Raw genomic sequence first — 10069 nt, 5'->3', positions numbered from 1 at the left:
GCCCGGAACCCAGGCTCAGCATTCGTAGCCGTGCAGCCCATGCACTCGGCGCACTTGGCCCGTATGGCCCTCGCCCTAGTCGGCGCCTGAGCGAACTTCTGGATGGGATTGGTGATGGGTGAGGACTTCACGCAGCCTTCTCCTGAGCAATGGCCTCGGCCTGCTTTGGAAGCTGTTCCTTGAGGAATGAGCGCTCATCGGTGGTGAAGCACCCTCCTTTGCTAGGAGCGCGCCACAAAAGCCGCTGCTCCTCCTGAGGAAGCTCGTACCAAAGCTCAGCGATGGCATAAGCGTCCGGCTCTTCAGCCAACAGGTATTCTTTGATGGCATAGACCGATCGCCAATTGCGTCCAACCGCAGCCTGATGGTGGAGAAGCGCTTGAGCCTCCTTCTCCTCATCGCTCATCAGCTCATAGCCGCCTTCGGAGGTGTTGGCGACCTCAATGGCCTGGGCGAGCCGGTCATCGGTATACGGCCATGTCTTGGAGGCGCGCTTGATGACGGCCTTCTTTGCCATCTGCTCGAACCATTCGACCCAGGGACCGGCTTTCTTCTTGGCATAGGCTGATGACTTCTGGCGGATCTTTTCCAGCTCAGCAATAGGCATCGTTTCGCACAGGATGTCTCCATCCTTGGTCTTCGCGACGCAATAGGCGCCCACGATGGGACCGCGATCAGCCTTGAATGCATCCGCGCGATGCTCAGGCATAGCCGCAGGGCCGTTATAGGCGAACGAATCGTCCTGATAGACGATGTCCGCGCGTGCCCAAAGGATCGAGCCGGAGTCCGTGGCGATCTTGATCAGGCCCTTGTAACTGATGTCCAGAACGATCTGGCCGTCCCGGGGAACCAGGTAGGCATATCCATTCGCCGGATTCAGCGTTAGTCCGGTCGATGCCACGTTGATCATCGCCAGCTGCACGCTGTACGGATTATTGTTCGCCGTCTGCATGGCGTAATCCGTCTTCATCAGCATCTGCATGGCGAAGATGCTCTCCTTGTCATAGTTGACGACATGGGTAGCGGCTATCTTCGTGAACCGATCCTTCGACTTCTGGATTGCTGTCTGATATGGAGCCATCTCGTTCATCGAAATCTCCGCACGCTACAACCCGGCGTGCGCGGTGTTGGGAATTCAGTCGTTAACAACCCGAATCCGCGGCTTCACTCGCATGCGAGGTTTGCGGTTCCGGTGATGACCTGCGCTGTAGAACTTGAAGTACCACTCGGCTAGGCGCTGATCGTTTGTTGGTGCGTCGCATCCAGCGAGACTGTTAGGACGCGTGCGGGTGATGGGGTGGATGGTCATGGTGCACCTTCCTTCTCGGATAGCACCGAGTTGGAAGGAATACGAAATGGCGGAAGCTTTCTATCCGCAACGTTCCGCGCAATGGCCTCTTCCGTCATCTTCACCGCGTGAGCGATAGCGTCTTCCTTGCTCCATTCCAGATAACGGTTGTCGTGGTTGACGATGTTCATCCACTGCGAATCCCACAGCCGAACCTCGCCATCCGTGGTAGCTTTAGACGCATCGATGTAATCAAGGATGAGTCCAACCGCTTCGGTGACTTGATCCAGCCGAAGGCCTGCGATGAGTTTCACCAAATGCGGCTCTAGCTCTGAGCGATTGAGCGTCACACTCACGCCACATCCTCCAAATAGGCGCCGGCCGCAGCGAGTTCAGCGCAGGGGTTCGCATCCCCCGCATTGGCCGGCATGGAAAGGTTCGCCCGATACGACATGCGGATTTCGCGCATCATGCGGAGCGATTCGACACGGGCGATGGATTCGCGCTGGTCGGGTGAGTAGTCGATCAGGTCGGTGAGGCACATCAGCGCTGATCCTTCACGAGACCGATGTATCGGGTGAGCGGAGATGGCGCACGGAACTGACTCGTCAACGCCCACGCATCGAACGCATCGCGTAACTTCTCGATCTGCTCGTCCAGCAAGTCGCAGTAGCGGTCATCGCGCTGACTGCGGTCCTTGAGCGGAAGGCCACGGTCGATGAGCATCGACATCAGGCAGGCATCATCCGGACCTTCGTCCTCAATGAACTCCCGCACGAACCGAACGTCTCCGCGCATTTCTTCGAGGCAGTCAAGCTCGAACTGCGCTGTAGCCTCGACGGAGCTTTGCTCGCGAGCGTCTTGGGCATCGACCACATCGGACCAGTCGGGTAGGGCGCTCATGACTGCACCTCGATGGCGTGCAGCATGGCTTCGCGGAACGCGTTCCAACCTTCTGCGAACTCGGTATTTGGGCAGCTATAGATGTCTTTGGCATCAGGCAGCGCCGATTCCAAGCGCTGCTTGGGGTTCAGTGCACCGAGATAGAGCTTGTCTCCAACGACGAGTATGTTCGGCGTCTGGATATCAACCACTGCGCACATTGCGGCATGATTGATGTCTGCCACTTCCGCTACCGGCCTCATGGCGCACCTCCGATGCGAGCCAGGGCGGCGCGCAGACTTTCAACTTCAGAGGTGAACACTGACGAAGTAAGGCGTGCTTGCTGAATCGCTTTGCGCTGCAAACGATCTGAAGCGTTGATCAGCTCGGCAACCAAGGGAATGGTCGCTTGCTGACGCCCCGTTTCGCGATCAACTTCGAACTCGCCCGTATCGAGCATGTCAGCGGCAAGCTGCATCAAAGCCAGCACATCGACCTTCTCGCCAGCCGCCTGCTTCGCCAGCGTCTCGTAGTGGGTGCGGGTCTTGTCGGTGTTCATCAGATGCACCCCTTTACACGAAGCACCCACACGAAGCCGGCGAATGCGGCCATCGCGATCAGGAACGGATACGAATCGGCCCACGAAGCGGGCTGCTTGTCGCTACCCGGAGTGCCGGGAGGGCACTCGAACTTCACGACCTTGGCGTTAGCGCGGAATTCGGAGCGGGCCGTGCGGTGAGCGCACATGTCGCCGCGGAGTCGGGCACGGCGAGCGATGAACTCGGCGTTGGTGATGGAGGAGCGATGCGTCATGGCTCAGCCATCCATCGCTTCAGCCAGCGACTCGTAACGAGTCAGGCCGTTGTGAGGTACAAAGCGATAAAAGGCCGTGCCGCCCTTGTTGCTGAGGGCGTAAGCATCCGGCATGAAGTCACCAGGCGTGGCGACCTTTGCGCATACGATCAGGGTAAGGAAGCCAACCTTTACAGCCTGACCAACTTCCCATAGCTGCTTGCTGTTGCTGATCATGTCTTGCCCCTGCGCCATGGATTGGCGGCATGGGCAAAATATAGTCCTGTCCTATGAATCGTTCAATAGGTCAGACCTAACTTTGTTCCTATGGGAAATGGATGATCCATAGTTTCTGACTATGTTTCAGCCAAAGCGCCTTCTGCGGCGGTGTTCGACCATCGTTGCGATGACCTTGCCGGGCGTGTTTGCGTCGATGCGCAGGGTGGGGTAGTCGGGGTTAAGTGGGACCAGCTCAATCAGCCGCTCACCGTTGGCATCTAGCCCGCGGTCCCGATACTTCTTGAAGGTTGCCTTTTCCTCACCATCCAGCTTGGCGACAACAAGGTCTCCAGGCCGAGGCTGGATGTTCGGATCTACCACGATCACGTCGCCAGGTTGGAACTCTGGCTCCATGCTATGCCCCTCGATCTTGAGGGCGAACGCCACCCGCGATAGGTGGGACGCCAGCTCCGGATCGATACCAATGGACTCCATGCCTTGCCCCCGCGGATATGGATCGTTGCTATCCGACCAGACGCCAGCCTCAACAAATGAGATGAGGGGAACATCTCGCATATCTGGGGAGCCATGGACAAGGACAGAACCCTCCACGGGCCTTGCCTCGCCTGGGAGCATCTCGCCTTCGCCACTCATCAGCCAGAGAAGGTTGACGCCAAACTCCTTTTGCATGCGTAGGAGCTTGTCGTTGGCGGGCATGAACTTCCCATCAAGCCAATCTTTGGCGGTGGGCTGAGAGACGCCGAACTTGCCCTTTAGGTAAGCCTGCCGGCCACGGGTTGCCAATCCGAGCCGATCCATACACATGTTCAGGCGTTCGGGGAAGGTTGTCTTCGCGTGTCGTATAGGCATATCCAATATTCTATTTGCCCAATGCATAGGCTGCCCCTTGCTTTGGAACATTGGTTGGCCCTATGCTCAGGGCGCCATGACCAACAAAGACTCCCTCAAGAAAGCCATCTCCCTCGCGGGCGGGCAGCGCCGTTTGGCCGCAGCGTTGGGCATCAAACAGCCATCGATCTCCGAATGGCTCAAGCGCGGACAGGTTCCGGTGGAACGTGTTGCACGCGTCACTCAAATAACCGGAATGACGCGCGAAGAATTGAGGCCCGACATCTTTGGCCTTGGCGAACCGATGGATCGCAAACGCGGGAAAGCCGCCTAAATGGAAATCGCGAATGTTCATGGCAAAAAAATTTGCCTGAATCAGGTTGGCAACGATAGGCAATTGCTGACAACCGCCGGCAACCGTCCAAAGGACGCGCCTCAGAGGGTTCTCCGGCAAGTGGAAACGGAAGCCCAGGCTCTCGCTATCTCTATCCAAGCCAGCACGCACAAACTCGATTACATCGCCGCCCGCATCGGCAAGTCCCGCGGCTACGTCTCGCGCATGCAGAACGGCGAGCGCCCGATCCCCGAGAAGCTGGTCGGTCCCCTGTGCGCCGCCACGGGCAGCAATCTGCTGCTCCAGTTCATCGAGCTACAGGCCGCGCTCAACGAATTCGAAACCGAACGTTCGCAGATCAAGCGTCTGGCCCGTCTGCTGGAAGCCGCGTGATGAAGCGATCTATCTACGCGTGGTGCGTCCTCAATCCTAAGGCTCCCGCCGGTCTGCGCTGGCGGGTTTTTCGCAATCGCCGTTCCGCGCGTGAGGCTGTCCGCGCCAACGGTGGCGAGCTGTTCCAGATCGTGAGGGTTCGCTGATGAGTGCACATGCCAAGAAACCACAGATCGGCATTGTCGATAGCCCCAACATCCAGCACTACCAGCTGACGAAACCGCAGCTCAGGCTGCTGGGGTTCTTCGATGAGCTGGAGCGCTATCAGGCGCTGGCGAACAAGAAGCCGCCATACATGCGCCTTAAGAAGGCGGACTACATCGACATCGACGCCTCGATCCGCAAGCAGTCCGAGAACAAGCGGACTCTCGCTGATGTGAACTACAAGGGCTATCGCATCCTTTCGATGGGGGATGCATGAGAAAGACGCCCTTCAATCTTCGCGCTGGCGACCATGTCGAAACTGACTATGACGGGCGCAAGACCGTGCATGTCGTAGTCGCCCGCAAACTGACGCCCGAATCACGTTCCGGCGTGTCCTATCGGATATCCCCCAGCCCACGCAAGGCTGCATCTGATGCGTGGCTTGATGCTGCATGGTTTCGCCACGCCTATGGCTATGGCGCTGACGCGGAGGGCGACCCATGGTGATCCGAAGCTTCGCCGAGGCTGTCGCCAAGCGTGACGCCGCCATGGAACAAGCCCTGAGCGCTGCCGAGCGCCAGGACGACGAATGGCCTGAGCTGGCCTATGGCTTTCTGTATCGCTACGCACAGCGCCACCAGGAGTTCGAGGCCTGGCACGTCACCCAGGCTGCTGAGCGGATGGGGTATGGCGCTCCGACCACGGATCGCGCCTGGGGAAGCATCTTCCGCAAGGCCATTCGCGAAGGCGTGATGACCATGGTCGGCTTGGGCAAGAACCCGAATCGGCATGCGTCGATGTGCCCGCGGTATCGGTCGATGGTGTTTGGAGGGAATGCGGCGTGAGCGCGGCTCACTACTACAACGAGATAGACCCGTATTGCGCCGCCTGGCTGCGCAACCTCATGGACGCCGGCCACATCCCTACCGGCGACATCGACACCAGGAGCATCGATGAAGTTCTACCCTACGAACTTGCCGGATACACGCAATGTCATTTCTTTGCCGGTCTCGGCGGGTGGCCCTTTGCCCTTGCGCTTGCCGGATGGCCGGTGGATCGACCCGTGTGGACTGGCAGCTGCCCTTGCCAGCCTTTCAGCGCGGCAGGTAAGAGAGCTGGGTTTGCAGACCAGCGGCATCTCTGGCCGTCATGGCAGCACCTCATCGCGCAGCGCCTGCCTCCAGTCATCTTTGGAGAGCAGGTTGCGAGCGCGACTGACTGGCTCGGCCTCGTGTTCGGTGACATGGAAGCGATGGACTACGCCATGGCAGCCAAACCTATCGAAGCCGCGAGCGCAGGTGCGGACCACTTTCGGGATCGCTATTGGATTGTGGCCGACCGTTACGAGCAATACGCCGGCACGGAACGGGAACAACGAAGCGGGAAACTCGGCCGGCCAGGTAGCGATACGACGAATCGTGCTCGCGCTTTGGCCAACCGCCCGGGCTTCGGATGGGGAGAAGGGTGGACCGAACATGACCTTCGGAGCCGGGGGATTACCGCTTCCGTCATCGGCCTGGAGGGTCGCCAGTACATCGAATGCACCGACGGAAAGGAACCGGTCTGGCGGCCTCTCCCTCCACCCGGAGTTCGCTGGCTGGGAAATGGGATACCCGCCAGAGTGGCTAAGCTGCGCGCCCTCGGGAACGCGATCGATCCCCGACCCGCAGCAGACTTCATTGCTGCGTACTGTGAATCCCGAGGGCTGAGCCTCGGTGATGCCGTGAAGGCTGCTGCGGCATGAACTACTACCCGCGCTACCCGGCCCACTACCTGGCCAAGACGCTGCACCTGACGATGCTGCAGGACGGCGCCTACACGCGCCTCATTGACTGGTACTACACCAATGAGCGTCCGGTGCCGCATGCCCAGCGGTACGCCATTGCGCGGTGCCAGTCATCAGCGGAACGCAAGGCAGTTGACGAGGTGCTGGCCGATTTCTTCGAGCAGCGTGACGACAGCTGGGCTAACTCACGCATCGAGGACGAGATCGCCAAGGCGGCACCCAAGATCGCAGCTGCCAAGGCCAACGGAGCGAAGGGTGGGAGGCCGAGGAATCAAAACCCATCAGTAACTCACGAAGAACCCAATGGGTTTAATTCAAATAACCCACTGGGTTTCTCAGAAAAACCCAGGGCGAAAGCTCCCCAATCCCCATACCCCATAACTAAAAGCGAGATAGAAAAGCCCGCGGGCGTGACGTGGGAAGGGGAGGCAGGTCGAGCCATGCGCGACGCTGGTTGTCACACGATCAACCAAAGCAACGTCGATTTTCTGGCTGCCCGCGATGAGGGTGTTACGGCCAAAGAACTTTCTGACGCTGTTGGCGATGCCAGGAGTCGCGGCATCAATGGCGCCGGGCTGTTCGCCTACGCCATTGGTATCGCCCGCACCAACCACGCCAAAACCGCAACCACCGTGATCGCTCCGCTGCCAAGGGCTGGCCCACAGCCGGTTCAGGGCAAGACGATGACCGCGATCATGGCACTTGAGGGTATGAAAAATGGACTGGATCAAACACGAACTGCTGACGGGCTTCCAGAAACTGCTCACGCTCGGCTTGGAACGACAGCCGGCGGGTGAGGTAATTCCGGGCACGGTCGCGACCTGGTTCGAGTCGATCACGCACCGCCGAGTGTTCCATGAGGAACGTGATCGGCCGCGGTTCCGAGCTGCATTCATCGACCTTGCTGGCCGCATGAAGCACTGGCCGACGCCGCAGGATTTTCTGGAGTCGATGCCGTCGTTTCAGGAGCCTCGCGAGCTTCCGCGGCTTGAATCCGAGGAATCCAAGGCCCGCGCCAGGAAGGCGATGGACGAGCTTGGCGAAATGCTTCGGGTCAAGGAGCCGAGGCAGAACAAGCCGCCGCAGATCCGTCAGACTGACGACTTCCCGCGCTGCTGCGAGAAGGGCACGAAGGAGCAGCCGGTATGCGACGAGTGCCGCGCTGAGGCATTGGCCGATCATGGTCCGGTGACGCAGTTCTGGAAGGAAGCTTCCACATGAAGCCGCTGCCTCTGCGTTGCCGCGTCATCGGCGCCCTACAGCTATCGCCCATGTCCATCGGCCAGCTGTCCTCGGTCCTGTCGGCCAACGTGCATAGCATTCGCCACTATGTCGAGGAGCTTCATCGCATGAAGGTGATCTCGCACCGCGGCATCGGGAGAGCCAATCGCTATCCGGTCAAGTTGTGGGGAGCTAATCCATGACCGTCCACATTTCCAACGCCCGCTGGGAAGCATTGATGAATGATGCTTCCGTATATCTCACCCAAGAAGAAATGGATGCCGGATGGCATTTCTGCCACCGCGATTGGGACGGATTACTGGTCGGGCCATCAATGCTTGAGTGGGATTCATGCACCTGTGGCATCACGCCTAAGGAGGCGACATGAAGAAGTACCACAGCTACCGCCCGACCGAACTGGCGGCACGCATCACTCTGAATGTGCAGGAACGCCAAGCGCGCGATCCACACTTCCTGATGGGCGACATGGTTGAAGGGGTATCGGACCGCTACGGATGTTCCCGCGCCTGTGCGTATCGATACTTGAGAATCGCCGTGGATGTCTTGGGAATCCCCTACGACGACGATCCCGTACGCATTGAACGGCAGCGGGAACGGCTCCTGGATGCCCGGGAAAACTCACGCGTCTACGGGGGCAGGATAGGTGTGGAGCGTCCTGGCGTTAGGCGTCATGTTGAGCATCGGGAGGGCGGGGTATGAGCCGGTTCTATGTGGGGCAGAGGGTGAGAGTCGCGCGAAGCACGCGGCCATATGGTCCGGTGAAAGGTAGATCAATTGTTCTGGATGGAATGCTAGGCACAGAGGCCACCGTTGTCGGAACTGTATCAAGTCCTAACGCCGGATTTCGAGAAAGAGGCGCGTTCGACACGAGTATTCGCCTAGAGAATGGCGTTATTGGCATGTGCCCGTCAGCATGCCTCGAACCCATCACCGATTCCTACGACAAATCCACCTGGGACCAGTGCGTATGGAAGCCTGAGCATTTGAGGTTTGGGGTATGAGCTTTACCGCCTCTCCGGTGCGTCGATTCTCCAGGAATAAGAATGGCCGGGATTTCGTGGTTGGCGATATCCATGGATGTTTCGACAAGCTTCGTGATGCCATGGTCAAGGTCTCATTCGATGAGGCTAAGGATCGCCTGTTTAGTGTTGGCGATTTGGTTGACCGCGGACCTTCCAGTGAGGAAGCAATCGATTGGATCGCGAAACCGTGGTTCCATGCAGTGCGTGGCAATCATGAGCAGATGGCAATAGGCGTGGCGTCTGGTCGCCATGACCTAATGAACTACGTCGGCAATGGCGGAGCTTGGTTCCTCGAAATCAGCGAAGATCGCCAGAAGCAGTTCGCCGAAGTGTTCGATATCCTTCCATATGCCATCGAGATCGATAGCGCTGTCGGTCGCGTCGGCATCGTGCATGCCGATATCGGAGGTGACTCATGGGATGAGTTCGTGACCGAAATCACTGGCGCTGATTCGAACAACAAGCGTCGTCGCATCAGCGAGGTTTGCCTCTGGTCGCGCTCGCGTGTGCAGGCGTTCCAAGGCGGCTATGCAATGGCACCCATCCGCGACCTTGCGCAGCTTATCGTCGGGCACACGCCAATGAAGGTTGATACCTGGTTGGCGAACGTGCACTACATCGACACCGGCGCTGTCTACGGGCGCGAGCTGACGATGGTGGAGTTGTCGCCATGAGATCCACCCGCACCCGCCGCATGGCAAAGGGCCAGCCTTGTCTCATCAGGCTTCCGCACTGTACGGGAGGCGGCGATGACACGGTTTTGTGTCACTACAGATTGTCCGGCTATTCCGGAACTGGTCTCAAGCCACCGGACTGCATGGGCGCTTTCGGTTGTATGAGCTGCCATTCAGTGGTCGATGGTCGCTCACCCATCCCCGAAGGCTACACGCGCGAGACCGTCCGACTTGCGCATGCGGAGGGGTGTCTTCGGACTCAGGCGTTGATTCAAGGGGAAGTGGCGTGAATAGCGGCGAAAAAGATAAAACTCCGTTTGAGAAGGCCAGGGATTTGGGCGTTCCGCTCATTCCCAAGCTTCCAGGTCCATGGACGCAGACAAACCATGACGTAGTGGCAGTCTGTGGTGAATGCGGAAGGTCAATTCATCGCATCGAAGGATA

21 protein-coding genes are annotated in these 10069 nt (G+C 58.9%); 12 read left to right on the top strand and 9 right to left on the bottom strand.

The genetic code is table 11. The features are described from left to right. Positions 1-127 precede the first annotated feature (127 nt). From FHW84_RS12595 to FHW84_RS12555, 9 genes are all read right to left on the bottom strand, one after another. Positions 128-1090 carry a RecT family recombinase gene (locus FHW84_RS12595; RefSeq protein ID WP_167255966.1) on the bottom strand — a complete coding sequence of 321 codons (963 nt, stop codon included), beginning with the start codon at positions 1088-1090 and terminating at the stop codon, positions 128-130. Positions 1091-1305: 215 nt separating this feature from the next. Then, positions 1306-1644 (bottom strand): hypothetical protein, encoded by a 339-nt coding sequence (locus FHW84_RS12590; RefSeq protein WP_167255965.1) that lies wholly within the window; start codon positions 1642-1644, stop codon positions 1306-1308. Further along, positions 1641-1832 (bottom strand): hypothetical protein, encoded by a 192-nt coding sequence (locus FHW84_RS12585; RefSeq protein ID WP_167255963.1) that lies wholly within the window; start codon positions 1830-1832, stop codon positions 1641-1643. The genes FHW84_RS12590 and FHW84_RS12585 overlap by 4 nt, the downstream gene beginning before the upstream one ends. Then, positions 1832-2191: a hypothetical protein gene (locus FHW84_RS12580; RefSeq protein WP_167255961.1), complete on the bottom strand. Its 360-nt coding sequence runs from the start codon at positions 2189-2191 to the stop codon at positions 1832-1834. The genes FHW84_RS12585 and FHW84_RS12580 overlap by 1 nt, the downstream gene beginning before the upstream one ends. Then, positions 2188-2433 carry a hypothetical protein gene (locus FHW84_RS12575; RefSeq protein ID WP_167255959.1) on the bottom strand — a complete coding sequence of 82 codons (246 nt, stop codon included), beginning with the start codon at positions 2431-2433 and terminating at the stop codon, positions 2188-2190. The genes FHW84_RS12580 and FHW84_RS12575 overlap by 4 nt, the downstream gene beginning before the upstream one ends. Then, complete coding sequence (locus FHW84_RS12570) at positions 2430-2729, bottom strand: hypothetical protein (protein WP_167255957.1); 300 nt, start codon at positions 2727-2729, stop codon at positions 2430-2432. The genes FHW84_RS12575 and FHW84_RS12570 overlap by 4 nt, the downstream gene beginning before the upstream one ends. Then, entirely contained in the window at positions 2729-2983 is a 255-nt protein-coding gene (locus FHW84_RS12565; protein WP_167255955.1) for a hypothetical protein, read from the bottom strand. The genes FHW84_RS12570 and FHW84_RS12565 overlap by 1 nt, the downstream gene beginning before the upstream one ends. Before the next feature lie 3 nt (positions 2984-2986). Beyond that, positions 2987-3199, bottom strand: coding sequence for a hypothetical protein (locus FHW84_RS12560; RefSeq protein WP_208399760.1), 213 nt, complete (start codon positions 3197-3199; stop codon positions 2987-2989). 126 nt (positions 3200-3325) lie between these two features. After that, positions 3326-4000, bottom strand: coding sequence for a S24 family peptidase (locus tag FHW84_RS12555; RefSeq protein WP_208399759.1), 675 nt, complete (start codon positions 3998-4000; stop codon positions 3326-3328). Between the two features lie 127 nt (positions 4001-4127). On the opposite strand from FHW84_RS12555, the gene FHW84_RS12550 reads away from it, so the two are divergent. The 12 genes from FHW84_RS12550 (at position 4128) to FHW84_RS12495 (ending at position 9915) form a co-directional block, all read left to right on the top strand. Further along, positions 4128-4364 carry a Cro/CI family transcriptional regulator gene (locus tag FHW84_RS12550; RefSeq protein WP_167255953.1) on the top strand — a complete coding sequence of 79 codons (237 nt, stop codon included), beginning with the start codon at positions 4128-4130 and terminating at the stop codon, positions 4362-4364. Further along, a complete protein-coding gene (locus tag FHW84_RS12545; RefSeq protein WP_167255951.1) occupies positions 4365-4757 on the top strand; it encodes a hypothetical protein in 393 nt (130 codons plus the stop codon). A gap of 145 nt (positions 4758-4902) precedes the next feature. Then, entirely contained in the window at positions 4903-5178 is a 276-nt protein-coding gene (locus tag FHW84_RS12540) for a hypothetical protein (protein WP_167255949.1), read from the top strand. Between the two features lie 223 nt (positions 5179-5401). Continuing rightward, on the top strand, positions 5402-5746 hold the full coding sequence (locus FHW84_RS12535; RefSeq protein ID WP_167255947.1) for a hypothetical protein: 345 nt from the start codon (positions 5402-5404) through the stop codon (positions 5744-5746). After that, positions 5743-6645 (top strand): DNA cytosine methyltransferase, encoded by a 903-nt coding sequence (locus tag FHW84_RS12530; RefSeq protein WP_208399758.1) that lies wholly within the window; start codon positions 5743-5745, stop codon positions 6643-6645. The genes FHW84_RS12535 and FHW84_RS12530 overlap by 4 nt, the downstream gene beginning before the upstream one ends. Continuing rightward, positions 6642-7484 carry a YdaU family protein gene (locus FHW84_RS12525; RefSeq protein ID WP_167255945.1) on the top strand — a complete coding sequence of 281 codons (843 nt, stop codon included), beginning with the start codon at positions 6642-6644 and terminating at the stop codon, positions 7482-7484. Before FHW84_RS12530 ends, FHW84_RS12525 begins: the two co-directional genes overlap by 4 nt. Further along, a complete protein-coding gene (locus tag FHW84_RS12520; RefSeq protein ID WP_167255943.1) occupies positions 7405-7908 on the top strand; it encodes a hypothetical protein in 504 nt (167 codons plus the stop codon). The genes FHW84_RS12525 and FHW84_RS12520 overlap by 80 nt, the downstream gene beginning before the upstream one ends. Continuing rightward, entirely contained in the window at positions 7905-8111 is a 207-nt protein-coding gene (locus FHW84_RS12515) for a hypothetical protein (RefSeq protein ID WP_167255941.1), read from the top strand. Before FHW84_RS12520 ends, FHW84_RS12515 begins: the two co-directional genes overlap by 4 nt. Continuing rightward, the gene (locus FHW84_RS12510) at positions 8108-8296 is read left to right on the top strand and encodes a hypothetical protein (RefSeq protein ID WP_167255938.1); all 189 of its coding nucleotides are present in this window, start codon (positions 8108-8110) and stop codon (positions 8294-8296) included. The genes FHW84_RS12515 and FHW84_RS12510 overlap by 4 nt, the downstream gene beginning before the upstream one ends. After that, entirely contained in the window at positions 8293-8628 is a 336-nt protein-coding gene (locus FHW84_RS12505; protein ID WP_167255936.1) for a hypothetical protein, read from the top strand. The genes FHW84_RS12510 and FHW84_RS12505 overlap by 4 nt, the downstream gene beginning before the upstream one ends. A 298-nt stretch (positions 8629-8926) precedes the next feature. After that, positions 8927-9625 (top strand): metallophosphoesterase, encoded by a 699-nt coding sequence (locus FHW84_RS12500; RefSeq protein ID WP_167255934.1) that lies wholly within the window; start codon positions 8927-8929, stop codon positions 9623-9625. Beyond that, positions 9622-9915 (top strand): nuclease domain-containing protein, encoded by a 294-nt coding sequence (locus tag FHW84_RS12495; protein ID WP_167255932.1) that lies wholly within the window; start codon positions 9622-9624, stop codon positions 9913-9915. Before FHW84_RS12500 ends, FHW84_RS12495 begins: the two co-directional genes overlap by 4 nt. Positions 9916-10069 lie beyond the last annotated feature (154 nt).

It is taken from the genome of Dyella sp. SG562, assembly GCF_011759495.1.
GTDB classification, from domain to species: Bacteria; Pseudomonadota; Gammaproteobacteria; order Xanthomonadales; family Rhodanobacteraceae; genus Dyella_D; species Dyella_D marensis.
Note: the sequence above shows the minus strand (reverse complement) of the source record. Positions and strands in the feature narration are given on the sequence as shown.

Bases quoted from the DNA above. Each gene is read 5' to 3' on its own strand.
- FHW84_RS12595 (WP_167255966.1), bottom strand. From the start codon at position 1,090: ATGAACGAGATGGCTCCATATCAGACAGCAATCCAGAAGTCGAAGGAT.
- FHW84_RS12585 (WP_167255963.1), bottom strand. From the start codon at position 1,832: ATGTGCCTCACCGACCTGATCGACTACTCACCCGACCAGCGCGAATCC.
- FHW84_RS12580 (WP_167255961.1), bottom strand. From the start codon at position 2,191: ATGAGCGCCCTACCCGACTGGTCCGATGTGGTCGATGCCCAAGACGCT.
- FHW84_RS12575 (WP_167255959.1), bottom strand. From the start codon at position 2,433: ATGAGGCCGGTAGCGGAAGTGGCAGACATCAATCATGCCGCAATGTGC.
- FHW84_RS12570 (WP_167255957.1), bottom strand. From the start codon at position 2,729: ATGAACACCGACAAGACCCGCACCCACTACGAGACGCTGGCGAAGCAG.
- FHW84_RS12565 (WP_167255955.1), bottom strand. From the start codon at position 2,983: ATGACGCATCGCTCCTCCATCACCAACGCCGAGTTCATCGCTCGCCGT.
- FHW84_RS12560 (WP_208399760.1), bottom strand. From the start codon at position 3,199: ATGATCAGCAACAGCAAGCAGCTATGGGAAGTTGGTCAGGCTGTAAAG.
- FHW84_RS12555 (WP_208399759.1), bottom strand. From the start codon at position 4,000: ATGGATCGGCTCGGATTGGCAACCCGTGGCCGGCAGGCTTACCTAAAG.
- FHW84_RS12550 (WP_167255953.1), top strand. From the start codon at position 4,128: ATGACCAACAAAGACTCCCTCAAGAAAGCCATCTCCCTCGCGGGCGGG.
- FHW84_RS12545 (WP_167255951.1), top strand. From the start codon at position 4,365: ATGGAAATCGCGAATGTTCATGGCAAAAAAATTTGCCTGAATCAGGTT.
- FHW84_RS12540 (WP_167255949.1), top strand. From the start codon at position 4,903: ATGAGTGCACATGCCAAGAAACCACAGATCGGCATTGTCGATAGCCCC.
- FHW84_RS12535 (WP_167255947.1), top strand. From the start codon at position 5,402: ATGGTGATCCGAAGCTTCGCCGAGGCTGTCGCCAAGCGTGACGCCGCC.
- FHW84_RS12525 (WP_167255945.1), top strand. From the start codon at position 6,642: ATGAACTACTACCCGCGCTACCCGGCCCACTACCTGGCCAAGACGCTG.
- FHW84_RS12520 (WP_167255943.1), top strand. From the start codon at position 7,405: ATGGACTGGATCAAACACGAACTGCTGACGGGCTTCCAGAAACTGCTC.
- FHW84_RS12515 (WP_167255941.1), top strand. From the start codon at position 7,905: ATGAAGCCGCTGCCTCTGCGTTGCCGCGTCATCGGCGCCCTACAGCTA.
- FHW84_RS12510 (WP_167255938.1), top strand. From the start codon at position 8,108: ATGACCGTCCACATTTCCAACGCCCGCTGGGAAGCATTGATGAATGAT.
- FHW84_RS12505 (WP_167255936.1), top strand. From the start codon at position 8,293: ATGAAGAAGTACCACAGCTACCGCCCGACCGAACTGGCGGCACGCATC.
- FHW84_RS12500 (WP_167255934.1), top strand. From the start codon at position 8,927: ATGAGCTTTACCGCCTCTCCGGTGCGTCGATTCTCCAGGAATAAGAAT.
- FHW84_RS12495 (WP_167255932.1), top strand. From the start codon at position 9,622: ATGAGATCCACCCGCACCCGCCGCATGGCAAAGGGCCAGCCTTGTCTC.